Annotated in this window: 18 protein-coding genes; 10 read left to right on the forward strand and 8 right to left on the reverse strand. The window is 67.5% G+C overall.

Going from position 1 to position 24,460, the window contains the following annotated elements; all coding sequences use genetic code 11:
- Window positions 1-63 precede the first annotated feature (63 nt).
- Complete coding sequence (locus tag ACQR0U_RS05310; RefSeq protein WP_316201426.1) at window positions 64-2,253, reverse strand: methyl-accepting chemotaxis protein; 2,190 nt, start codon at window positions 2,251-2,253, stop codon at window positions 64-66.
- Window positions 2,254-2,581: 328 nt separating this feature from the next.
- Between ACQR0U_RS05310 and ACQR0U_RS05315 the strand changes: the two genes are divergently transcribed.
- The 4 genes from ACQR0U_RS05315 (at window position 2,582) to ACQR0U_RS05330 (ending at window position 7,502) form a co-directional block, all read left to right on the forward strand.
- The gene (locus tag ACQR0U_RS05315) at window positions 2,582-3,583 is read left to right on the forward strand and encodes a helix-turn-helix domain-containing protein (RefSeq protein ID WP_315713937.1); all 1,002 of its coding nucleotides are present in this window, start codon (window positions 2,582-2,584) and stop codon (window positions 3,581-3,583) included.
- A gap of 147 nt (window positions 3,584-3,730) precedes the next feature.
- On the forward strand, window positions 3,731-5,248 hold the full coding sequence (adh, locus tag ACQR0U_RS05320) for an aldehyde dehydrogenase (RefSeq protein WP_315713938.1): 1,518 nt from the start codon (window positions 3,731-3,733) through the stop codon (window positions 5,246-5,248).
- A gap of 444 nt (window positions 5,249-5,692) precedes the next feature.
- Entirely contained in the window at window positions 5,693-6,214 is a 522-nt protein-coding gene (locus tag ACQR0U_RS05325) for a PAS domain-containing protein (RefSeq protein WP_434862677.1), read from the forward strand.
- The gene (locus tag ACQR0U_RS05330) at window positions 6,192-7,502 is read left to right on the forward strand and encodes a methyl-accepting chemotaxis protein (protein WP_434862678.1); all 1,311 of its coding nucleotides are present in this window, start codon (window positions 6,192-6,194) and stop codon (window positions 7,500-7,502) included. The genes ACQR0U_RS05325 and ACQR0U_RS05330 overlap by 23 nt, the downstream gene beginning before the upstream one ends.
- A 68-nt stretch (window positions 7,503-7,570) precedes the next feature.
- On the opposite strand, the gene ACQR0U_RS05335 is transcribed toward ACQR0U_RS05330, so the two are convergent.
- The 5 genes from ACQR0U_RS05335 to xylB form a co-directional block, all read right to left on the reverse strand.
- Complete coding sequence (locus tag ACQR0U_RS05335) at window positions 7,571-7,909, reverse strand: Rieske 2Fe-2S domain-containing protein (protein ID WP_315713941.1); 339 nt, start codon at window positions 7,907-7,909, stop codon at window positions 7,571-7,573.
- A 435-nt stretch (window positions 7,910-8,344) separates the two neighbouring features.
- Entirely contained in the window at window positions 8,345-9,292 is a 948-nt protein-coding gene (locus tag ACQR0U_RS05340) for an ABC transporter substrate-binding protein (RefSeq protein ID WP_315713942.1), read from the reverse strand.
- A gap of 100 nt (window positions 9,293-9,392) precedes the next feature.
- The gene (locus ACQR0U_RS05345) at window positions 9,393-10,433 is read right to left on the reverse strand and encodes an ABC transporter permease subunit (protein ID WP_315713943.1); all 1,041 of its coding nucleotides are present in this window, start codon (window positions 10,431-10,433) and stop codon (window positions 9,393-9,395) included.
- Entirely contained in the window at window positions 10,426-11,949 is a 1,524-nt protein-coding gene (locus tag ACQR0U_RS05350) for a sugar ABC transporter ATP-binding protein (RefSeq protein ID WP_315713944.1), read from the reverse strand. The genes ACQR0U_RS05345 and ACQR0U_RS05350 overlap by 8 nt, the downstream gene beginning before the upstream one ends.
- 148 nt (window positions 11,950-12,097) lie before the next feature.
- Window positions 12,098-13,543: a xylulokinase gene (gene xylB, locus ACQR0U_RS05355; protein ID WP_315752631.1), complete on the reverse strand. Its 1,446-nt coding sequence runs from the start codon at window positions 13,541-13,543 to the stop codon at window positions 12,098-12,100.
- A gap of 128 nt (window positions 13,544-13,671) precedes the next feature.
- Between xylB and ACQR0U_RS05360 the strand changes: the two genes are divergently transcribed.
- The 4 genes from ACQR0U_RS05360 (at window position 13,672) to ACQR0U_RS05375 (ending at window position 18,901) form a co-directional block, all read left to right on the forward strand.
- Complete coding sequence (locus tag ACQR0U_RS05360; protein WP_315713946.1) at window positions 13,672-14,505, forward strand: glucose 1-dehydrogenase; 834 nt, start codon at window positions 13,672-13,674, stop codon at window positions 14,503-14,505.
- Between the two features lie 186 nt (window positions 14,506-14,691).
- Entirely contained in the window at window positions 14,692-15,816 is a 1,125-nt protein-coding gene (locus ACQR0U_RS05365) for a diguanylate cyclase domain-containing protein (protein ID WP_434842682.1), read from the forward strand.
- Window positions 15,817-15,929: 113 nt separating this feature from the next.
- Window positions 15,930-17,264 (forward strand): acyclic terpene utilization AtuA family protein, encoded by a 1,335-nt coding sequence (locus tag ACQR0U_RS05370; protein WP_316185849.1) that lies wholly within the window; start codon window positions 15,930-15,932, stop codon window positions 17,262-17,264.
- Between the two features lie 86 nt (window positions 17,265-17,350).
- A complete protein-coding gene (locus ACQR0U_RS05375; protein WP_434842683.1) occupies window positions 17,351-18,901 on the forward strand; it encodes a GMC family oxidoreductase in 1,551 nt (516 codons plus the stop codon).
- A gap of 3 nt (window positions 18,902-18,904) precedes the next feature.
- Here ACQR0U_RS05375 and ggt read toward each other — a convergent pair whose 3' ends face one another.
- Window positions 18,905-20,578: a gamma-glutamyltransferase gene (gene ggt / locus ACQR0U_RS05380; protein WP_316169455.1), complete on the reverse strand. Its 1,674-nt coding sequence runs from the start codon at window positions 20,576-20,578 to the stop codon at window positions 18,905-18,907.
- 216 nt (window positions 20,579-20,794) lie between these two features.
- Between ggt and ACQR0U_RS05385 the strand changes: the two genes are divergently transcribed.
- The gene (locus ACQR0U_RS05385) at window positions 20,795-22,288 is read left to right on the forward strand and encodes an amidohydrolase family protein (protein WP_315826045.1); all 1,494 of its coding nucleotides are present in this window, start codon (window positions 20,795-20,797) and stop codon (window positions 22,286-22,288) included.
- The gene (locus ACQR0U_RS05390; protein ID WP_315752636.1) at window positions 22,285-23,214 is read left to right on the forward strand and encodes a CobW family GTP-binding protein; all 930 of its coding nucleotides are present in this window, start codon (window positions 22,285-22,287) and stop codon (window positions 23,212-23,214) included. The genes ACQR0U_RS05385 and ACQR0U_RS05390 overlap by 4 nt, the downstream gene beginning before the upstream one ends.
- A gap of 16 nt (window positions 23,215-23,230) precedes the next feature.
- On the opposite strand, the gene ACQR0U_RS05395 is transcribed toward ACQR0U_RS05390, so the two are convergent.
- Window positions 23,231-24,367 (reverse strand): GGDEF domain-containing protein, encoded by a 1,137-nt coding sequence (locus ACQR0U_RS05395; RefSeq protein WP_315713953.1) that lies wholly within the window; start codon window positions 24,365-24,367, stop codon window positions 23,231-23,233.
- Window positions 24,368-24,460 lie beyond the last annotated feature (93 nt).

Genomic DNA, 24,460 nt, shown 5'->3' on the forward strand with positions numbered 1-24,460 from the left:
ATCCAACACGACGAGGCCGCCTGGCTCATCCAGGCGGCCTTTTCGGTTTTGGTCGGCCGGCGCTCAGCTCGCGCGGACCGAGCTCAGGAACTTGCCGACCTCGTCCCTCAGGCGGCCACTGTCACGCGACAGCAGCTTCGCGGCCGACAGCACCTCGGAGGACGCGGTCCCGGTGCTGCTTGCGCCGCGCTGCACATCCGTGATGTTCGAGGAGACCTGCTGCGTGCCCTGGGCCGCCTGCTGGACGTTGCGCGAGATCTCCTGCGTCGCCGCGCCCTGTTGCTCGACTGCGGCGGCGATGGTGGCCGAGATCTCCGACAGACGTTCGATGGTCTCGCTGATCTCGCGGATCGCGCCGACGGACTCCTGGGTGGCGGTCTGGATGCCCGCGATCTGCTGGCCGATGTCGCCGGTCGCCTTCGCGGTCTGCTCGGCAAGCGCCTTGACCTCGGTGGCGACCACGGCAAAGCCGCGTCCGGCGTCGCCCGCCCGTGCCGCCTCGATGGTGGCGTTGAGGGCGAGCAGGTTGGTCTGGCCGGCGATGCTGTTGATGAGCTCGACGACGTCGCCGATCCGCGCGGCCGCCTTCGACAGCTCGCCGACCCGCCCCGTGGTGGAGCGTGCCTGCGTGACGGCCTCGTTGGCCATGCGCGCGGACTGCTGCACCTGGCGGCTGATCTCGGTCACCGAGGAGGCCATCTCCTCGGTCGCGGACGCCACCGACTGCACGTTGGTGGACGCCTGCTCCGATGCCGCGGCGACCGTCGTAGCCAGCGTCTGCGCCCGCTCCGCGGTGGCGCTCAACGAGCCGGCCGACGTCTCCAGCGTGCTCGAGGCAGCCGACACGGTTTCGACGATGCCGCCGACGGACGCCTCGAACTGATCCGCCATCTGGCTCATCGCGTGGCGACGCTGGGCGTCGGCGGCGGCCTGGTCCTCGGCGCGCTGCGCGATGCTCTGCTTCAGGTCGCCCTGCATGGCTTTCAGGGAGGTGGCGAGGGCTCCGACCTCGTCCGCCTGCTCGATGGTGAGGGTCTGGTTGAAGTCGCCTTTGGCGATGCCATTGGCAAACACGGCGCAATCCTGGATCGGACGGGCAATGCCCCGTGCCGCCACCCAGATGAGGAAGATCGCAAGCGCCGTGATCACCGTTCCGACCCCGAGCTGCCACAGCGTGTTGTTGGTCGAGCGGCCGCTGAGCGAGGCGTCGAGCTGCCGTGCGGAGGCGAGAACGACGTCGCGCGGGACGGAGATCACGACCGACCAGGGCGTGTCGGTGAGACCGAATGTGATCGGGGCGTAGATGTCGACGTTGGGATTGTTGGGCTCGTCGAGAACGGTGCCCTTGCCGGTTCGAACGATGGCGGCGCTGTCGGCCCAGCGCGAGTCGGCCTCGGCGGCGGATTTGCCGATGACGTTCTGGTCGGCGCTGTCGGCGACGACGAGGCCGGTGTCGTTGAGGATCACGACCTTGCCCTTGCCGTCGAACAGCGAGGTGTTGATCTTGACCGCCAGCTTCTGCACGAAGTCGAGATTGTAGTCGGCGCCGGCGAGACCGCGGAATTTGCCGTCAATCATGACGGGAACGGACATCGTGGCCAGGAACACCGGCTTGCCCTGGACGATGTAGGGCAGCGGTCCTAGGATGTTCTCCCTCCCGGTGGTGCTCGGGTTGATGTACCAGGCGCCCTTCACGAGGCCATTCTGATGGCGCTCGCTGCTGTCGTATTCGACCAGCGGCTGCACGGCGATTGCGCCGCCGGCGCTTCGCGTCCAATAGGGGAGGAAGCGGCCGGTGTGGTCGGAGCCCATTTCCTTGTTGGCCTTGAAGGCCGCATCGTTGCCGTCCAGCCCGTCGGGCTCCCAGGCCGAATAGGTGCCGTTGAAGGCGGGATTGAGCTCCAGCACGTGCCGCAGCACGGCGTTGAGCTGCGCGCGGCGGGCGCTCGTGGCGGTCCCGTTCTTGGCGTCAGCCAACACCGCAAAGGACTGCGCCAGCGTGCGCGCGGCGTCGAACCCGACCTCCAGCTCGGCCTTGATGACGTTGGCCTCGGTGGAGGCCCGGTTCATCAGGCTCTCCTTGGTCTGGCGATCGACCAGCTGCATCACCTCGTGGTTGACGTACTGGTTCATGCTCTGCGTCGAGAACAGACCGTAGCCGATCAGGATGACGCAGGTGAGCGCCAGGCAGAAGCCGGCGATCAAGGCGATCTTGGTCTGGATGGAGCGTATTGCCGCAAAGGATAGGCGCATGTTTCCCTCTCATGGTTGCCTCGCGACACCGGGCAATGACGTTCGTCGGTGCGAAGCGCGTGCGGGAACCATCCGGACTGAGGATTAATGCGCTTTAAGGCACCGGCTCCATTTCAGGGCGCACGGACCAGTTCGGGCGAGGGAGTGTCGCAGTGTTGCGACACCCCCGTAGTCGTCCGGGGAAAGTGAGGCATCGGTCGCGGCCCCGGCGGCGAGCGAAGGATTGCAGCCTGGTCGGCGTTCCTTGACGCCGGTCAAACCGCGGTGCTGTAGTTGCGCTAGTCTAGCAGTAAGCTGCGCCAACGCGGGCAGAGCCGGGAGGAGGGACATGGGGCGTTCGCCCGGGAATGCCCATTCGGATCGCGTCCTGGAGGCCTTGGCCAAGGGGGATGCGAAGGCTGACGCTGACAGCAGAGCCGACAGAGGCGCGCCGGCGGTCTCGGCGCTCGCGGCATCATGGCGCCGCTCCGGCCATCTCCATGCGCTCGATCCCGCCACGCCGAAGCTGCCGGCTCGCCTGACTGCCGCCGAAATCGCGGACGCGCGCGCGCGGCTCGGGCGGCTGCTCGCGATCGCGCAGGCGAGCCTCGACCGGCTGTTCCTGGCGGTTGGGGGCGTCGGCTGCTCGGTGCTGCTCGCCGATGCCGACGGCACCGTGCTCGAGCGCCGCGGCGCCCGCGGGGACGACGCCACTTTCGAATCCTGGGGCTTGTGGACCGGCGCGGTGTGGAGCGAGCGGCACGAGGGCACCAACGCCATCGGCACCTGCCTGGTCGAGAAGCGGCCGCTGACCATCGACCGCGATCAGCACTACCTGTCGCGCAACGCGCGCCTGTTCTGCACCACCGCGCCGATTTTCGACGAGCACGGTCAGCTCAAGGCCGCGCTCGACGTCTCCTCCTGTCGTGCCGATCTCACCGAAGGCTTCAGCCGGCTGATCGCGACCACCGTCGCGGATGCCGCGCGCCTGATCGAGGCGGAGAATTTCCGCCAGGCCTTTCCGCACGCCCGCATCGTGCTCACGCCGGACAGCGAGCGCGAGATCAACTCGCTGCTGGCAGTCGATCGCAACGACCTCGTCATCGGTGCCACACGGGCGGCGCGCCGTGCGCTCAACCTTTCTTCGTCCGCGCTGGCGCGCCCGGTGCCAGCCGGCGACCTGATCAAGGACGCAACCACCGAGGGCGACGACATCGACGCCGCCGAGCGTGCTGTTCTGAAGCGCGCGCTGGCGCGCGCCGGCGGCAACGTCTCGAAGGCGGCGAAGGAGCTCGACATGTCGCGCGCCACCCTGCACCGGAAGATGAAGCGGCTCGGGCTCGAGCGGTGAACGCGCCGCGGCTGTCGAATCGCAGCCAAGATGTCGCAGAACTGCGACACTTCCTCGGACGCGCTCGCTCCGGCCTCTGGTCTGTTGCGTCGGTTTGATCGAGCCTGTCTCCAACGCCGTGTGCATCGGCGTGAATGGGAGAGACAGATGACCAAGGTTGACGTCAATGCGGCGTTCAAGCCGCCGTTCGCTGCGCGTTACGACAATTTCATCGGCGGCGCCTGGAAGGCCCCCAACGCCGGCAAATATTTCGACAACATCTCGCCGATCACCGGCCAGCCGGTGTGCCAGATCGCGCGCTCCGATGCCTCTGACATCGAGGCCGCGCTCGACGCCGCGCATGCCGCCAAGGACGGCTGGGCCCGCGCCAGCGTCACCGAGCGCGCGATGGTCCTCAACCGGATCGCCGACCGCATGGAGGCCAATCTCGACAAGCTCGCGCTCGCCGAGACCTGGGACAATGGCAAGCCGATCCGCGAGACGACCGCCGCCGATATCCCGCTCGCCATCGATCACTTCCGCTATTTCGCCGGCGTGATCCGCGCGCAGGAAGGCTCGATCGCCGAGATCGACCACGATACCATCGCCTATCACTTCCACGAGCCGCTCGGCGTCGTCGGCCAGATCATTCCGTGGAATTTCCCGATCCTGATGGCGGCCTGGAAGCTCGCGCCCGCGCTCGCCGCCGGCAACTGCGTCGTGCTCAAGCCGGCCGAGCAGACACCGGCCTCGATCCTCGTGCTGATGGAGATCGTCGGCGACCTGCTGCCGCCGGGCGTGCTCAACGTCGTCAACGGGTTCGGCCTCGAAGCAGGCAAGCCGCTGGCATCGTCGAACCGCATCGCCAAGATCGCCTTCACCGGCGAGACCTCGACGGGGCGGCTGATCATGCAATACGCGTCGCAGAACCTGATCCCGGTGACCCTCGAGCTCGGCGGCAAGTCGCCCAACATCTTCTTCAAGGACGTCTGCGCCGAGGACGACGACTTCCTCGACAAGGCGATCGAGGGCTTCGTGATGTTCGCGCTCAACCAGGGCGAGGTCTGCACCTGCCCGAGCCGCGCGCTGATCCATGAATCGATCTATGAACGCTTCATGGAGCGTGCGCTCAAGCGCGTCGGAGCGATCGTGCAGGGCAGCCCGCTCGATCCCGCCACCATGATCGGCGCGCAGGCCTCCTCGGAGCAGCTCACCAAGATCCTGTCCTACATCGACATCGGCAAGAACGAGGGTGCGCAGCTCCTGATCGGTGGCGAGCGCAACATGCTCGGCGGCGATCTCGCCGGCGGCTATTACGTCAAGCCGACGGTGTTCAAGGGACACAACAAGATGCGCGTGTTCCAGGAGGAGATCTTCGGGCCGGTCGTCTCGGTCACCACCTTCAAGACCGAGGACGAGGCGCTGGCGATCGCCAACGACACGCTCTACGGTCTTGGCGCCGGCGTGTGGAGCCGCGACGCCAACACCTGCTACCGCTTCGGCCGCAACATCCAGGCGGGGCGCGTCTGGACCAACTGCTATCACGCCTATCCGGCGCATGCGGCGTTCGGCGGTTACAAGCAGTCGGGCGTCGGACGCGAGACCCACAAGGTGATGCTCGACCACTACCAGCAGACCAAGAACATGCTGGTCAGCTACAGCCCGAAGAAGCTCGGCTTCTTCTGAGGCAGGGGGCGCCGGGCCGGTCGGGCATGAGCGCCCCGACCGGCCCGTGCGCGTCTCACGAGGTTGCGTGGCGTCACGTACGCACCTCCTGGTCCTTGTGCCACATCTTCCGACAAGGCGACGGCCGATGCGATCCTCCGGCCAGCGGTCCAGACCCAACGCCGACCATCGAGCCGGCGCGTCCCGTCCCTGCCGCGGGCGGTCTCTGTAGTTTGGCGGACCTCCCGGTTAACGCGATGTTTGACAGTTAACGTCAGATTGAGGCCGGTGAGGCGGACAGCCTTTTTCCTGAGCCGACGAAAGCCGGTCGATGGGGGTCTCGGCGACACCCGGCCGCATGCCGGACGACGCCGGTTCCGCCAGCGCCTCGACCGGACCGTCCGTGAAGGCCGGGACATCCCGTCTGTCCGCCCCGCATCGTGATGACCGCAAGGAGGACCAGCCATGGCCCACGTTGTGAAGCCGACGGGAATCGAGCACATGCTCGGCGAAGAAGACCTGATCGTCTCGAAGACCGACCGCAAGGGACGCATCACCTACGCCAACGACGTCTTCGTTCGCATGGCCAGGTATAGCTATGACGAGCTCCTGGGAGCGCCTCACAGCCTGATCCGCCATCCCGAGATGCCGCGTTGCGTCTTCAAGCTGCTGTGGGACACGCTGGAGGCCAAGCGCGAGATCTTCGCCTATGTCGTCAACCTGGCCAAGGACGGCAGCCATTATTGGGTGCTCGCCCATGTGACGCCGACGCTGGACGACCAGGGCAATATCATCGGCTACCATTCCAACCGCCGCAGACCCGAGCGAGCGCCGATCGAGCGGCTCAAGTCCATTTACAAGGCGCTGTGCGACGAAGAGGCGCGCCACGCCAATGCCAAGGATGGCCTGCGCGCAAGCTTTGACATGATGGTCGCGGCGATCAAACAACAAGGCGTTGAATATGATGAGTTCGTGCTCTCTCTCTAAGGCGCAGATCGCGATCGCGGCGGCGGCGCTGCTGACACTCGGCGCGCTGGCCTGGCTCGTCGTCGCCGGCACGACCTCGCCCGCGGCAGGCGGAGCGCTGCTCATCGCGGTCGCGCTGCTGCTCGGCCTTGCCCTGTGGCAGCTGCGGTTGGCGGCTGCCGTGGTCGCGGAGGCGGCCATGGTGTGTCACAGCGCGGCCAAAGGCAACCTCGAGCCGCGGGTGCTGAGCCGGCGCCAGCACGGCGACATCGGCTTGTTGCAGAAATCGATCAACGACATGCTCGACATCACCGACGCCTTCGTGCGCGAAGCGTCGGCCTCTATGGACTATGCCAGCCGCGGCAAGCATTTCCGCAAGATCATGGCGCGAGGCCTGCCTGGCGCATTCCGCCGGTCCGCGGCGATCATCAACCAGGGCACCGACAGCCTCGGCCGCCGGGTGGTCGACATTGCGGGTCTGGCACGGCAGTTCGGCACCCAACTCGACCAGATCGTCGTCAGCCTCGTCGGTGCAGCGGAGGATCTCGAGTCCGATGCCGGCCACGTCGCGACGGCCGCGACGGAAACCAGCCGCCAGACCGAGGATGTGATCGCCGCCTCGGGGCGCGCGTCGTCCAATGTTCAGACGGCGGCGGGCGCGGCCGATCAGCTCGCGTCCTCGATCGCCGAAATTGGCCGGCAGGTTTCACGCTCCACCGAAAGCGCCGGGCGTGCGGTCAGCGAGGCCAATCGTGCCGGCGGGGAGATCCGCGAACTTGCCGATGCCGCGGTCCGGATCGGCGACGTGGTCAAGCTGATCAGCGAGATCGCGGAACAGACCAATCTCCTGGCGCTGAATGCGTCGATCGAAGCGGCGCGGGCCGGCGACGCCGGGCGTGGTTTTTCCGTCGTTGCGGCCGAGGTCAAGAGTCTTGCCGATCAGACCGCCAAGGCGACCGAAGAGATCAGCGCCAAGGTCAACGAGATGCAGCACTCGACCTCCACGTCGGTCGCGTCGGTCGAGGCGATCGCGCGAACGATCGCCGAGATCGACGAGATCGCTTCCGCCATTTCGGCCGCGGTCGACCAGCAGGCGGCGGCGACGCGAGACATCGCGCACAACGTTCAGGAAGCCTCGTCCGGCACGGCACGGGTCGCGTCCAATGTCGGCGCGATCAGCAGCGCTGCCGCCGACACCGGCCGGATCGCGGCGCGGGTCAACAATGCCTCCGAGCGGGTCCATGGTGAGGTCGAGACGCTGCGTCGCGAGGTCGACCAGTTCATGAAGCGGCTGATGGCAACGGGATAGCTGCGGCGGCGTGCGGGCAGGTGTCTGCCGCGCGACCGTCGAGCGCCCCGCGGCCGGCCTGGGCCCGATCAGCTCGCGGCGCGCGCCGGCTTCACCGGCCCGACATCCACCTGGATCTCATCGCCCTCGACCTGCAGCGGGTAGGCGTGCAGCGCATTGCGGACGAGATGGGTGACGCACTTGCCATGGGTGGCGTCGAAGCCCCATTGATGGTGCGGGCAGGTGATCGTCCGGCCGTCGAAGGTCGCTTCCGCCAGCGGCACGTCGGCATGCGGGCAGCGGCCGCGATAGGCCTTCAGCTCGCCGCCACGGGGCCAGAGCAGCAGCACGCTCTTCTTGCCGACCTGGTACAGGCCCATGCCGCCTTCGGTCATGGCGCTTGTCGGACAGACTGCGGTGAAAGCCATCGGATCGCCTGCTGATTGATGCCGTCAGGCAGGCCCACGCAAGTTCCGGACCAGCGGAAAGCGGGGACAAACAGGGGAGTCTTGTCGCAAACGCGACAGGGCGCTGATTGAGCGCGGTCCTATGCGCGGCCGAGCGCGGCGAGGAATTCCTGCTGTGGAATGGAACAGGCCCTGCGCCCGCACCAGGCCGCGGCCGAGATCGTCGAGCTTGGCAGCCATCCCCGGGAGGAACCGCCAGCTCCAATGCCACCAGCGCAGGTTGAATTCCGCCGTCGAGAACGTTGATTGCCACATCTGCCATCGACGCGCGAGTCCGCGGCGATCGGTCGTTGAGGGCACGCCGACGAGACAGAATGTGGTTCCAAGCACAACGCCGCCCCAGAGAGGGCGGCGCTTCTCGATGCTTTCAATCAGATGCGGGTCGACGATCGAACTCTATTCCTTCCGCTCCGAGGTCCAACCCTTGTACTCGCCGACATTGTCGCGCGTGATCAGCTTGGAGGGCAGCAGCTCGACCGTCGAGGCCGGCTTCTGGCCATTGAGCAGGCCGACGCCGATCTGCACGGCGCGGCGGGCCATGAAGAACGGATCCTGCGAGGCCGAGGCTTGGATCTGCTGCGAGGCCGGATCCTTCAGCGCCGCCTCGATGTCGGGGGCGCCGTCGACCGCGGTGATGATGATGCCGGTGCGCTGCTGCTGACGCGCAGCGAGATCGGTGCCGATCGCCTGCGGATCGTTGATGGCAAAGATGGCGTCGATCTTCGGGAAGCGGGTGAGATAGCCCTGCGTCACCGTGAGGCCGCCCTCTCGCGAGCCCTTGCCGTCCTGGTCGCTGGAGAGAACCTTGATGCCGGGGGCCTTGGCGAACACGCTCTTGCAGCCGTTGACGCGGTCGATCACCGCCGACACCTGCGGCCCGTTCTCGATGATCACGTCACCCTTGCCGCCGAGTTTGTCGACGATGTACTGGCACGAGATCTCGCCGGCCTGCACGTTGTTGGTCGTCACGGTGGCATCGGCGCCCTCGGCGGCGGTGTCGACCGCAACGACGAGGATGCCGGCCGCCTGCGCCTTCTTGATCGCCGGGCCGATCGCCTTGGGATCTCCCGGGTTGAGCAGGATCATGTCGACGCCGGCGGCGATGAAATTGTCGATCTGGGTGACCTGCTTGCCGAGATCATATTCGAAGCCGACCGCGGTGATCTTGACGTTGGGATTGGTCTTCTTGGCCTCGAACTCGGCGCCCTTCGACAACGCGACGAAGAACGGGTTGCCGAGTGAGCCCAGCGACACGCCGATCGATTTCAGCTCCTTGGCCGATGACGGCGCGGAGCTCATCACGAGCGCCAGCGCGGCACCGGCTGATAACATCGACTTGACCATGTGTTTCCTCCCTGGTCCTTCCTGTTCGTCTACGCACGGCGGACCAGTGGCCGTGGAAGAATGCGTTGTGGCGGGCCCCGGTGGCGCCCGCCATGTTGTCTCAGGTGCGGGCCGAGCCCTGCAGCCGGTAGCGGTCGAGCGCGACGGCGCCGATGATCACGAGGCCCTTGATGACGTATTGCCAGATGTCGGACACGCCGACCAAGATGAGCCCGTTCGACAACACCGCGATGATGAGCGCGCCGACCAGCGTGCCCCAGATCGAGCCGATGCCGCCGACGAACGACGTGCCGCCGAGAATGACGGCGGTGATCGCGTCGAGCTCGTAGGACTGGCCGAGCTGCAGACCGTTCGCCGCATAGAGCCGCGCCGCCTGCATGCCGCCGCCGAGGCCGGCGAGCAGGCCGGACATGCCGTAGACGAAGATCAGCACCGCCCAGACCTTGATGCCGGCGAGTCGCGCGGCGCTCTCATTGCCGCCGACGGCATAGATGTGCACGCCGAGCACGGTCCGGCGCAGGATCAGCCAGGAGCCCAGGATCACCAGCAGCGCGATCACCGACAGCCAGGGGATCGAGACGACGCCGGGAATGATCGTCAGCGAGGCGTTGCCGATGAAGGCGTAGGGAATCGATGGGTTGAACACGGTGGTGTCGCCACCCATCAGGCGGGCGAGACCGCGCACCGCCGTGAGCGACCCGAGTGTCACGATGAACGGCGGCAGCCGCAATAGCGCGATCAACGCGCCATTGACGACGCCGAAGGCAAGGCCCGTCAGCACCGCGGCCGGCAGCCACAGTGCGCCGAGATCGGGCATCTTCGACAGTGTCAGGCCGGCCATGGCAGCCGCGGCGAGGATCGAGCCGACCGACAAATCGATGCCGCCGGTCAGGATGACGAAGGTCATGCCGGCGGCGAGCACGGTATTCACGGCGGCCTGCTGCAGCACGATGCCGAGATTCTGTCCTGAGAAGAAGCGTCCGTCGGACAGCATGTGGAAGCCGACGCAGAGGATCAGCAGCACCGGCAGCATGCCGGCGGCGCGGATCATCAGCCGTAGCCGCTGCTGCTTGTTGTCCGATGCGGACGGCAGGCCGGATGAAGGCGCGGTCTTGGCTTGCGACGAACTGTTGTCAGGCATCGACGTGCTCCGTCCCGGTGGCCAGCGCCATGATGTCTTCCTGGGTGATGGGGGATGTCGCGCTCTGCTGCAACTCGCCGGCCAGATGCCCTTCGCGCATCACCAGCACGCGGTCGCAGATGCCGAGAATCTCCGGCAGATCGGACGAGATCACCAGGATCGCGGTGCCGGACTTGGCGAGATTGTCGATGATCGAATAGATCTCGGACTTGGCGCCGACATCGACGCCGCGGGTCGGCTCGTCCAGGATCAGGACCTTCGGCGCGGTCGCAAGCAGGCGGGACAGCAGCACCTTCTGCTGATTGCCGCCCGACAGGCCGCCGACGGTGACGCCAGGATTGGGAGCGCGGATGCCGAGCGCGCTGAACGCCTCGTCGGCGCGTGCGCGCGCCTTGTCGCGGTCGAGAATGCCGCCGGGCTTCGCGTCCCGTCCGATCACGGCGAGGTTGATGTTGTCGGCGCAGGACATGTCGAGGAACAGCCCGAGCGCCTTCCTGTCCTCGGTCAGATAGGCGATGCCGGCATCGAGCGCATCGCGCGGCGTGTCGATGCTGACTTTCTCACCGTCGAGCTCGATGTGTCCGGTCGTCTTCGGCGCGGCTCCGATGATGAGATGCGCGAGCTCGGTGCGTCCGGCGCCGATCAGCCCGGCGAGGCCGACCACCTCGCCGGCATGAACGGTCAACGAGCAATTCTTGACGCGATGGCCGTCGCCGAGGTCGACGGCGCTGAGCACCGCGCGATCACGCTTGGCGTGCGGGTCGTGGTCCTTCTTGTAGAACGACGACACGTCGCGACCGACCATCATGCGGACGATGCTGTCGGCGCGGATCTCCGGCTTGTCGAGCGAGCCGACCAGCCGGCCGTCGCGCAGCACGGTGACGCGGTCGCCGAGCGCATAGACCTCGTCCATGCGATGCGAGATGTAGATGATGGCGAGCCCTTCGGCGCGGAGCTGGCGGATCAGCGCGAACAGCTTCTCGCTCTCGCCGGCCGACAGCGAGGTGGTCGGCTCGTCCATGATCAGGATCTTGGATCGTGCATGCAGCGCGCGGGCAATCTCCACCAGCTGGCGCTGGCCCATCGACAACTCGGCCACCAAGGTGGAGGCCGTGAAATCGGCGCCGAGCCGGTCCAGGATCGGTCCGACGCCCTCGCGCATCGTGCTGCGCGCGAGCAGGCCGCTCTGCGACAGCTCGCGGCCGAGATAGATGTTTTCGGCGACCGTCAGGTTCGGCGCCAGCGACAACTCTTGGTAGATGATCGAAATGCCGGCGTTGCGGCCGCCCATCGGCCCTTCGATGCGCACCGGCCGGCCCTCGATGCGGATCTCACCGCCGGGATCCGGGCGATAGGCGCCGGAGAGAATCTTCATCAGCGTGGATTTGCCGGCACCGTTCTCGCCCATCAGCGCATGGACTTCGCCGGCGTAGACGGTGAGGTCGACCTTGTGCAGGGCCTTGATGGTGAAGAATGACTTCGACACCCCGCGCATCTCGAGGATCGGACCGCTCATCGTGCCTCCCAATGCACGTCGTCTCGTCGTCCGCGGCTCGTTGATCGCTGGCGCGGGAAGCCATTAAACTAGAGGCTGTTGCCGAATACAATATGAAAGAGACGCCGCCGCAACACGTCGCCGCGACGAATGCCTTTCGGAGATCCGGTTAGCTCGGCCGACGATAGAGCTGTCGCCAGCGCGGCCGCCGCTCGGCATAGGCTGCCGACAGCGCGACGTCCGGAGCGAAGGTCCGCACGCGCGCCGGCGGCGTGCAGACCGCGCCGATGTCCTCACCGGTGACGGCAAGACGTGCCAGCCGCGCCGCGCCGAAGGCGGCGCCGGTCTCGCCCTCGGCCAGCCGATGAACGGGAATGCCGAGCACATTCGCCAGGATCGCCAGCCAAAGGTCCGAGCGCGATCCGCCGCCGATCGCATCCGCTTCGGCAATGACGAGCCCGGTTTCCGTCAGCGCGTCGCGGCAGTCGGCCAGTGCGAAGGCAACGCCCTCGAGCACTGCCTGGACGATGGCGTTGCGGTCGGTGGCGTGGCTCAGGCCGTCGAGCAGGCCGCGGACATGGGGATCGTCATGCGGCGTGCGCTCGCCCGCGAGATAGGGCAGGAAGCTGACCGGCGACGGCGCGGCGGGCCCCGCGCCCAGCGGGGCGAGCAGCTCGGTCTCGCTCGCGCCGAGCAGCCGCGCGACCCAGGCGAGGCATGAGGCCGCCGACAGCATCGCGCCAGCCTGCAGCCACATCGCCGGGATGGCATGACAGAAGGTGTGAACGACGCGCTCGGGATTGGCCGTGACGGCGTCGACCGGCGAGATCACGGCGCCGGACGTGCCGAGCGTGATGAACGTGGCGCCCGGCCGGATCGCGCCGATGCCGATGGCGCCGGCCGGGTTGTCGCCGGCGCCTCCCGCGATGGTTGGGCGCTTCGTCATGCCCCAGCGTTCCGCGAGGTTACTGCGCAGCCGGCCTGCCGGCGCGCAGCCTTCGACGAGGCGCGGCATCTGCGCACGGGTGAGGCCGGTGGCGGCGAGGCCCTCGTCGCACCAGTCGCGCCTGGTGACATCGAGCCAGAGCGAGCCGGACGCATCGGACATGTCCTCGATCGCATCGCCCGTCAGCACCAGCCGGACATAGGCCTTCGGCAGCAGAACCAGCCGCGTGGCCGCGAAGATCTCGGGCTCGTGCGCCGCGATCCACATCAGCTTCGGCGCGGCGAAGCCGGGCATCGCCTTGTTGCCGGTGATCGTGCGCAAGGCGGACCAGCGCTGCTCCAGCGCAGCGCATTCGCGCTCCGACCGGCCGTCGTTCCAGAGAATGCAGGGCCGCAACGGATTCATCGCGGCATCGAGCAGCACCGGGCCATGCATCTGGCCCGACAGGCCGATGGCGTCCACCGCCGCCAACGCGCCGGGATGATCCGCCTTCAGCGCATCGAGCGTGGCGAACACCGCGCCGATCCATGCGGCGGGGTCCTGCTCGGCCCGGCCCGGTCGCGGCACGTCCATCGTCAAGGCGTGGCTGCGGCTCGCAACGACGCGCTGCGTGTCATCGACGATGATCGTCTTGACCGCGGATGTTCCAAGATCGATGCCGAGATACATGACGTCTCACGCCTGCGTGCGCAACGACGGATACGGAGTGGAGCGATACCAGACTCCTGATAGCCTTGTCATCCGAACGCGAGTCATCGCAGCGTGCTGAGGCGAGATCATTTTCACGGAGTCGAGACATGGAGCCATCTGACCAACCAGCCGAACGGGCGTCGCGTCTCGTCGGACACTACGCGCTGGTGACGGGCGCAACGCAAGGCATCGGCCGCGCGATCGCGGTGCGGTTTGCCGAGGAGGGTGCGCATGTCGCGATCAATTTCGGCGGCCCGTCGCCGTCCGGCGACGAAACCCTGGCGCTGGTGCAGGCCGCCTCTGCCGCGCATGGTCACGGCTCGCGCGATCACGTTGCCGTGAAGGCCGACATCGGCGTCGAGGCCGAGATCGCCGAGATGTTCGAGACGGTGCTGAAGCGCTGGCCCCGGCTCGACTGCCTGGTCAACAATGCCGGCTTTCAGCGGGAATCGCCCAGCGAGGCGCTCGACGTCGACACGTATCGCAAGATCCTCGAGGTCAACCTCAACGGTGCCGTGCTCTGCGCGCGTCACGCGCTGGCGCATTTCGTCACGCGCGGCGGCGGCAACATCATCAACACCTCAAGCGTGCACCAGATCATTCCGAAGCCCGGCTATCTCGCTTATTCGATCAGCAAGAGCGCGATGGCGGGCCTCACGCGGACCCTGGCGCTCGAATTCGCCGGGCGCGGCATCCGCGTCAATTCGGTCGGGCCGGGCGCCGTCGACACGCCGATCAACGCGGCCTGGACCGGGGACCCGGCCAAGCGCGCGGCGGTCGAGTCCCACATTCCGATGGGGCGGGTGGCGAGCCCGGAAGAGATCGCCGGCGTGTTCGCCTTTCTCGCCTCGTCCGAAGCGAGCTACATCACCGGACAGACGATCTATGCATGCGGCGGCATCACGCTGTTCGGCGAATTCCGAGACAATTGGGCGAGCTGATCCCGCCCCTGCATCGCTCATGCGCGCGTGCGCGTACCATCATTCGCATTGTATCCACTTGCATTGTCATCGTCGCGGTGAGGATCTCTTAAGCATCCGCGGCGCATGGCAGCCCTTCGCGGGTGCAGCGAGATTTCGTTAAGGCGTGGGTACGAGAGTGCGCGCGCTTGGCGAACTGGAATTGCGATGCATCGATTGGACCCGGACATTCGTCGCGATCTCGCGCATCTGCTGTACAGCTCGATGCCGCTGGTCGGGACGATCTCGGCCGCCGCCGTCGTGATCGGCAGCGTGATGGCCTGGGTTGCGCGCGATCCGGGCTACGCCGCGATCACGGTGGTGCTGCTGGTGATCGGCGCCCTTCGTGTTCTCAAGCTACGGATGTTCGCCGCGCGCTTCGATCGGCTCGATCACGATGCGATCATTCGCTGGGAACGCCTCTACGGCCTCGGCGCCGCCGCCTTCGGTCTGGCCGTCGGTGCGTTGTCGGCACGCGCGTTTCAGATCGGCGACGGGCCGGGCATCTGGATGTGCTTCGGCCTGTCGATGGCCTTCTGCGTCGGCATCGTGTCGCGGGTCAGCCCATGGATCGTCATGACCTCCTCGGCGGTGCTGCTGATTCCGACCGTGGTGGCCTGTCTGATGCAGCTCGAACCGGTGTACCGGATGGGCGCCGGCATGGTGGTGCTGTTCTGGATCACGCTGCGCGGCACGTCGTATCGACTCACGGCCGCCTTCACCGAGCGGATCACGGCGCAGCAGGCCTTGGCGCGGCAGGCGCTGCGCGATTTCCTCACCGGCCTGCCGAACCGCGCCGCGTTCATCGCCGCGCTCGGCCGGTGCGATCGCCCCGTCGCCATCATCGCGGTCGATCTCGATGGCTTCAAGCTCGTCAACGACCGGTTCGGCCATCAGGCCGGTGACGAGCTGCTGTGCCAGGTCGGCGCACGTCTGCAGGATTGCCTCGGCGAAACGGGCCTGGCGGCGCGGTTCGGCGGCGACGAATTCATGCTGCTGCTGCCCGCAGTGGGACGTGACGCCGCTCTCGCGTTCGCGCAAGCGGCGGTGACGGCGCTGTCGCAACCCTTCACGCTGGCTGGAACGCGCGTTCAGATCGGCGCCAGCGCCGGCATCCTGGTCACCGAGGACCGGCAGGCGGACACCGAGGCGCTGCTCGACCAGGCCGATCGCGCGCTCTATGCGGCCAAGCGTGCCGGCGGCCAGCGTTGGTGCTGGGCCGACGACCACATGGCCGTTGCCGTCGCATGCACGGCGAGCAGCGAGGCGCCGACGCTGGCCCTCGCGGACTAGCAGCACGATCGCAGCCTGACCGTTCCACGCGGACGCTGGCAAGCTCGGACCGCGGCCGCTAATGTGGCCGGCAGAAGCCGACGAACGGCGCACGATGTCAGAAGGAGCGGCCGATGCGGAGCATCAGGATCGGCGCCGGAGCGGGCTATTCCGGTGACCGGATCGAGCCTGCGGTGGAGCTCGCGGCGAAGGGCGGCCTGGACTATCTCGTGTTCGAGTGCCTGGCGGAGCGCACGATCGCGCTGGCGCAGCAGGCGCGCATGAAGGATCCGGCCGCCGGCTATGATCCGCTGCTGGCGGCACGCATGCAAGCCGTGCTGCCGATCTGCCGCGCCAACAACGTCCGTATCGTCACCAACATGGGGGCGGCCAATCCGGTCGCCGCGGCCGAAGCCACCCGCACCATCGCGCGCCGGCTTGGATTGACGGGGCTGAAGATCGCGGCCGTGACCGGCGACGATGTTCTGGAGCCGTTGAAGACAGCGGATGTCGTGCTCGACACCGGCGACACGATCCGGGCCCTCGGCAATCGGGTCGTCTCGGCCAACGCCTATGTCGGGGCGGGCGCGATCGCGGAGGCGCTCGCGGCCGGCGCGGATGTCGTGATCACCGGGCGCGCCGCCGACCCGGCGCTGTTTCTCGGACCTCTGATCCACGAGTTCGGCTGGGCCCTGGATGATTGGGACCGGCTCGGGCAGGGCACCGTCGTCGGTCATCTGCTCGAATGCGCCGGACAGATCACCGGCGGCTATTTCGCCGATCCCGGAGCGAAGGATGTTCCCGATCTCGCCCGGCTCGGCTTTCCGATCGGCGAGGTGCGCGAGGATGGCGAACTGATCGTGACCAAGGTCGCGGGCTCCGGCGGCTGCGTCACGCCGGCGACCGTGAAGGAGCAACTGCTCTATGAGATCCACGATCCCGAGCAATATTTCCAACCCGACGTCGTGGCGGATTTCTCGCAGGTGACCGTCGAGGAGCTTGGTCCGGACCGGGTCAGGGTGGTCGGCGGTCGCGGCCGGCCGAAGACGGGACTGCTGAAGACCTCGGTCGGCTATCTCGATTCCTATATCGGCGAGGGGCAGATCTCCTATGCCGGCCCTGGCGCGGTCACGCGCGGCCACCTTGCGCTCGATGTCGTCAGGGAGCGCCTCGCGCTCACCGGCGTGGCGGTGAACGAGCTGCGCTGCGACCTGATCGGGTTGAATGCGCTGCATGGCGACGATCGCGCACAGGGCGCCGAGCCCTACGAGGTGCGCGTTCGTGTCGCCGGGCGGACCGAGACGATGGCGGAGGCGATCCGCATCGGCAACGAGGTCGAGACGCTCTACACCAATGGCCCGGCAGGTGGCGGCGGCGCCTGGAAATCGGCGCGCGAGGTGATCGCCGTCGCCTCCTGTCTCGTTGCCGAGGATGCGCCGCAGCTCTGCGTCGGCATGCTGACAGCCTGAGTTTTCGAGGGCTTCACGGATCGCTCTCGGCAGCGCAAGCTGGCCGTCATGGTTGCGGTGCCTGAGAACAAGCGAGAATTCAGTCCATGTATGACGTCATTGTGGTCGGCGGCGGCTCCGCGGGAGCGGTCGTCGCTGCACGCCTGTCCGAAGACCCCCGGACGCGGGTCCTGCTGCTCGAAGCCGGCGCGGACTGGCGCGCGGACGACGCGCCGTGGGAGATCGTGACGCCGAACCCGATTCCGATCATCCACGATCGCGCCTTCCAGGAGAAATGGCAGTGGCCGCAGTTGATGTCCCGCCGCGTCGCCGGGCAGGACATGCGTTTCTACTGGCGCGGAAAGGGGCTGGGCGGCAGCTCGATGATGAACGGCCAGATCGCGATCCGCGGCGTGGCCGATGCATTCGATGAATGGGCGGCCAATGGCTGCACGGGATGGTCGGCCAAGGACATCATGCCGCTGTTCGCGGTGATCGAGGACGATCTCGCATTCGGTGATCGCGAGGCACACGGTCGCGGCGGCCCGCTTCCGGTCACTCGCGCACCGCCTGACACATGGGGCCCGATCGACCGTGGCTTGCGCGATGCCGCGCTGGCGAGCGGCTATCGCTGGTGCGACGATCTCAATGGGCCCGATGGCGAGGGCGTCGCCTGCTATCCGATCAACAGCCGCAACGGCCGCCGTATCTCCACCAATGAGGGCTATCTCGAGCCCGCCCGCGGCCGTTCGAACCTGGAGATCCGGGGGCGGGCGCTGGTCGATCGGCTGCTGATCAGCGACGGCAGGGCGACCGGCGTGCGCGTCCACATCGAAGGTGAAGGCGTGAAAAACGTCGCGGCGCGCGAGGTCGTGCTGTGTGCCGGCGCGATCCACAGCCCCGCGATCCTGCTGCGCTCGGGTATCGGCCCTGCGACCGATCTGCTGGCGATGGGAGTTGCGGTCGTGCGTGATCTTCCGGTCGGCCGGCACTTCTTCGATCATCCGCTGTTCCGCACCACGATCCAGCTCCGCGAGGCGCTGCGGCCGACCGACCGCGACACGCGCCATACCAATTGCTGCGTCACCTACTCGTCGGGCCTCGCCGGCGGCGGCAAGCGCGACATGATCCTGATCGCGTTCAACCATCGGGGCATCGGCGTGCCCGGCGCGATCGGCGCCGGACTGTTCAACGCCTTCTCGCGCGGTACGCTCAAGCTCGCCTCGACCGATCCGAGCGTGGATCCGATCGTCGAAGAGAACATGCTGGCCGATCCGCGCGACGTGGCGCGAATGCGGGACGCGGTGAAGCGGCTGGCCGTGATCACGGTGCAGCCGGCGCTGCGCGACATCGCCGACTGGATTCGCCTCGGCGATACGGAGTTCACGCTGCCGCAGGCGGCTGCGCTGCCCGAGGCCGAGCTCGATGCGCTGCTGCGGCAGGTCACCGGCGACATCCAGCATGCGGCGGGGAGCTGCCGCATGAGCGGATTCGACGATGGCGACGGCGTGGTCGATCCGGACGGCCGCGTGAAGGGCATTGCCGGCCTGCGCGTCGCCGATGCCTCGATCATGCCGTCCGATTGCCGCGCCAACACGCATTTCACCACCGTCGTGATCGGCGAGGCGATCGCGCGGATGATGCGAGAGCGCCTGTAGAGCTCACGCGATGGCGAAGCGAAGCCCGGCGCGGGCGCGCCCGCCGGAGATCGCGATCGGGGTGCCGTCGGCGCGCCAGCACGCGGCTCCCGTCAGCGTGCCGTCGTCGCCGAACGCGATCGCGTTCATGCCGCCGGCCACGACCGGCTCGCGTTTGATCTCGTGCCCGCGTGCGGCGAGCTCCCGCGCCACATGGTCGGGAAACGCCGGCTCGAGCTCGAGCACGCCGCCCTGCGTCCAGAGCCGCGGCGCCTCGACCGCCTCCTGCAGCGACATGCCGTGGTCGATCAGGTTGACCAGCGCCTGGAAGGCCGAGGGAAAGATGCGCAGGCCGCCGGGCAGGCCGAGCGCATAGCGCAAGCGGCCGTCGCGCAGCGCCATCATCGGCGCCATCGAGGTGAAGACGCGCTTGCCCGGCTGGATCGACAGCGCGCGGCCCGGATGCGGATCGAAATTGTACATGTAGTTGTTGGCGGTCATGCCGGTGCCCGGGATCTGTACGCAGGCGCCGAACAGGCCGTTGATGGTCTGGGTCGCCGCGACGACGTTGCCCTCGGCATCGGCGACCGTGACATGGGTGGTGTTGGCGGACTCCGTCGGCGCAAGGCCCGGGCCGAAGCTCCGGGCCCGGCTCATGTCGATCTGCGCCCGCCGCTGCGCGGCATAGGCCTTCGACGTCAGCCGCTCGACCGGCACGTCGACGAAAGCGGGATCGGCGGTGGCGACCGCCCGGTCGGCAAAGGCGATCTTCAAGGCTTCGGCAAGCACGTGCACGCCATCGGCCGAACCGAAGCCGAGCCCGCCGACGTCGAAACCCTCGAGGATGTTCAGCATCTGCACGATGTGCACGCCGCTGGAGGAGGGCGGCGGCGGGCCGATGATCTCATGGCCGCGATAGTGGCCGCGGATCGGCGCGCGTTCGATCACCTTGTAGGCGGCGAGGTCGCTCGCATCGATCAGCCCGCCATTGTCGGCCGTGTAGTCGGCCAGCGCGATCCCGAGCGGCCCGCCATAGAGAGCGTCCGGTCCTTGCTCCGCGATCAGCCGCAGCGATGCCGCATAGTCGGTCTGGATCACGCGCGTGCCTGGCCTGACGGGCTCGCCGCCCGGCAGGAACAGCGTCGACAGATGCGGGTCGCGCGCGAGGTCGTCCGCGACCAGCCGCACGCAATCGTTGAGATAGGGACTGGCGATGAAGCCGTGCTCAGCGAGCCGGATCGCCGGCGCCATCACTTCGGCCAGCGGCAGCCGGCCGAAGCGCGACAGGGCCTCGCACCATCCCTTCAGCGCGCCGGGCACGGCGACCGCGAGCGCGCCTGCGACGTTGCGGCGGCCGCGGGTCTCGCGCGCCAGCGTGATCTCGTCGGAGACCGGATCATACATTCCTGGCGTGGCGCGCCGCGGCGCGGTGCTCAATCCGTCGAGCACGATGTGCCGTCCATCCGCAAGGCGGATGTGCGACAGCCCGCCGCCGAGAATGCCGACCATCATCGGCTCGACCACCGTCAGCGCGAACAGCGCGGCGACCGCGGCATCGATCGCGTTGCCGTCACGCATCAGCATCTCGGCACCGGCGCTGGAGGCGAGCGGATGATTGGTCACCACCATGCCGCGCGAGCCCGTCGCCGGCTGCTTCTCGCAGGTGAAGTCGGCGATGCGCCGTATGTGCGAAGCCATTCGGGTCTCCTCTGTCGAACGGCGGATGCCGAGAGGTCGTCTTTCGCAATCCTGCCCGATCCCTTGCGCAAGGGGAAGAGCGGCGCCCCAGCTCGACGAACTGATAAGTGCGCCACGCATGGCTCGGAGAGCATCGATCTCTCCCGCCGCGTTCTCATCGCCGCGCATCTGTGTTAGGCCTGGGCGCAGTTCCACCTCGCGAGCCCAGCTGATTTCATGCCTCACTACGATCTGATCATTCGCGGCGGTCGCGTGCTCGACCCGGAAACGAAGCTCGACGCCACGGCCGATGTCGCCATCAAGGATGGCGCGATCGCTGCCGTGGGCGATGTCGGCGGGGCCGCCGATCAGGTGGTCGATGCGGCCGGCCTCGCCGTCGTGCCCGGCTTCATCGATCTGCACGCGCATGGCCAGTCGCTGCCGGCCGACCGCATGCAGGCCTTCGACGGCGTCACCACCACGCTCGAGCTCGAGATCGGCGTGATGCCGGTGGCGCGCTGGTATGACGAGCAGGCGGCGATCGGCCGCCTTCTGAACTACGGCGCAGCGTCGGGCTGGGTGTTCGCGCGGATCGCGACGATGACGACGCAGCAGACCGCGTCCAACATCGCCGGCATGGGCGAGGCGATGCGCGACAAGCGTTGGGTCGAGGAGGTCGCCACGGCTGCCGAGACCGCCGAGATCGTCGAGCGCACGCGGCAGGGTCTGGAGCAGGGCGGTCTCGGCATTGCCTTCCCGAACGCCTACGCGCCCGGCACCGGCATGAAGGAGCTGTCGGAGCTGTGCAGCCTGGCGGCCAAGCACGACGTGCCGACCTACACGCACATCGCCTATATGTCGAACGTCGATCCGCGCAGCTCAGTCGATGCCTACACGCGGCTGATCGGGCTGGCCGGCTCGACCGGCGCCCACATGCACATCTGCCATTTCAACAGCACCAGCCTGCAGGATGTCGAGCGCTGCGCCGAGCTGGTGCAGACCGCGCAGAAGCAAGGCCTGAAGGTCACGACCGAAGCCTATCCCTACGGCACCGGCTCGACCGTGGTCGGCGCCGGCTTCTTCGCCGATCCCGCGTTCTGCCAGCGCATGGGCACCGGCTATGACGCAATCGAGATGGTCGCCGAGCGCCATCGGCTCGGCAGCCGTGACGAATTGCTGGCGCGGCAGCAGGACGATCCCGGCGCATTGGTGCTGATCCATTTCCTCGATGTCGCCGTCAACCAGCGCCACCGCGACCTGCTCGACGTCTCCGTGCTGTTTCCGGGCGGCGCCATCGCCTCCGATGCGATGCCGTGGATCCTGTCCAACGGCACGGACTACACCGGCGACGCCTGGCCGCTGCCGGATGACGCGGTGTCGCATCCGCGCTCATCGGCGACGTTCACGAAATTCCTGCGCGAATGGGTGCTGGACCGCAAGGCGGTGCCGCTGATGGAGGGCCTCGCCAAGTGCACGCTGATCCCGGCCCGGATTCTGGAACCGTCGACGCCCGCGATGCGCAAGAAGGGACGGCTGCAGGCCGGCTGCGACGCCGACATCGCCGTGCTCGATCTCGCCAGCCTGCGCGACCGCGCCGACTTCCTCAACATGAACCGGCCGTCCGAGGGCGTACGGCATCTGCTCGTCAATGGCCGCGCCGTCATCACCGATGGCGAGCTCGTTCGCGACGTCCGGCCGGGGCAGGCGGTACGCCGTCCGGTCCTGTCATGATCGTCCCGGTCCTGCTGGTCGCCGGATCGCTCGGTGCCGGCAAGACGACCCTGCTCAATCATCTGCTCGCCAATCCGGACGGACGGCGCATCGCCGCTGTTGTCAACGACTTCGGCGCGGTCGATATCGACGCGCAATTGCTCGGCACCGTCACCGAGGAGGTGATCAGCCTCAAGAACGGCTGCATTTGCTGCTCGCTGCAGGGCGACCTGCTGCGCACGCTGTCCTCCGTCATCAAGCGCGATCCGGCACCCGACGCGATTGCGATCGAGACATCGGGCATTTCCGATCCCGCCGAAATCATTCGCAGCCTGATGGATCCCGTGATCTTCAAGGTGGCGCCGCTCGAGACGGTCGTCACCTTGGTCGACCCGCAGCGGCTGCGCGATGACCCCGAGATCGAACAGGATGTGCTGTGGCGCTCGCAGTTGCGGGCCGCGGATTTCGTGCTGCTGACCAAGGCCGATCTGCTCGACCGCGCCGCGCTCGATGCGGCCCGCGCCGTCGTCGGCGGCACCAAGCCGCAATCGGCGATCTTCGAGATCGCGCATGGCGTCGTCGCGCCGGACCTGCTGTTCAGCCGCGACATTCGCGCGCCGCGAGAGCTGCCCAAGCAGGTGCCGACGATGTCGCAACCTTTCGCAACCCTCACCTGGACCTCCCGTGCTCAGCTGTCGCTGGCCCGCTTCCAGCAGGTGATCGGAAAGCTCGCGCCGCGCACCCTGCGCATCAAGGGCATCCTGCTGTTCACCGACCATCCGGGACAGCCGATCCTGTTTCAGTCGGTGGCGACGCGCGGCACCTTGGCGCCGTCGCCGGTGTCGCCCGCCGATGGCCTCACGGCCCAGCTCGTGCTGATCGGACGCGAAGGTGAGCTCGACGCCGGCGAGATCGACGCGCTGCTGCACGAGGTGATCGTCGCCTGAGATCGAAGGCCGCGCGTCAGCCCGCCTGCCGCAATGCGCCGTCCGCGGCCTCGGCCCAGGTACAGCAGCCGCCCCCGGCGCGCTTGGCGGCATAGAGCGCGCTGTCGACCTGGCGCAGCACCTCGTCCATGGACTCGTCCGTGAGCGGCCGGTCGTTCACCAGCAGGCCGGCGCTGGCGCCGATCACCACGGGGATGTCGGACAGCAGGAATGGCATCGACAGCGAGCGGATTGCTTCGCGCGCCAGCGCCAGCGCCTCGTCGCGTCCGTCCGCGCCGCCCGTCACCGGCTTCAGCAGCATGAACTCATCGCCGCCGAAGCGCGCGGCGAGACCGCCCTGGCCGACACAGCTCGACAGCCGGGCTGCGACCTGACGCAGCAGGTCGTCGCCGGCGTGGTGGCCATGGCGGTCGTTGACGGGCTTGAAGCCGTCGAGATCGATGGCAATGATCGCGACAGTCCGGGTCGTGCGTTCGAGCGCAGCCAGGAAGGCCGCCCGGTTGGGCAGGTCGGTCAGGAAATCATGGTTGGCCTGGCGGGCCAGCGCGTGCTTGGCCTCGAGCCGCTCGATGAACGCGGTGCTGAGATGGCGCGAGGCTTCGCGGATCGAGAACCAGAACAGCACCAGCAGGACGGCCCCGAGCTGATAGGGCAGCTCCGGGCGCATCAATCCGGCGATGAGCGTCGGGGCGAGCAGCACGGCGGTTGTCGTCAGCACGACCCACGGGCGGATCGCCGCGCGCGACACCATGCCGACGCAATAGGACATCGACAGGCCGAAGGCGATCCATGCGCCCGGAGCATCGTTGAGCTGGAACGCGCGGAAGGTGAGAGCGCCAAGCGCAAGGCCGAAGGCGGCGGCGCCCGCGGCGTAGACTTTCTCCCAGAGGATCACGTCGCGATCGGACAGGCGTCCCGCATATTGTTTGTAGCGCAGCAGGCTGACCACGCGACCGATGGCGTTGACGATGATCGCGAACGTGATCGCGATGTAGCCGGGATCGCCGTGCAGGACCGCAAGCGTGACCGAGCCGGTGATGGCGGCCGCGTTGATCGACATGACCTGCGGCAGAGACGTGTACAGCAGATCGACGAGCTCGCGCCGGATCGCCGGGTTCGGATGGATGAATCTGGAAAGCAGCCCATGTCCCATGGGAACACCATGGGACACCTTTCCTAACAGTTGATGGGCGCGAACGATTCGCGCGACGAAGGTTCGGAGTTACCTTAAATCTTCGTCAATCGC

This window comes from Bradyrhizobium sp. HKCCYLRH3097, assembly GCF_051167875.1.
Taxonomy (GTDB): Bacteria; Pseudomonadota; Alphaproteobacteria; order Rhizobiales; family Xanthobacteraceae; genus Bradyrhizobium.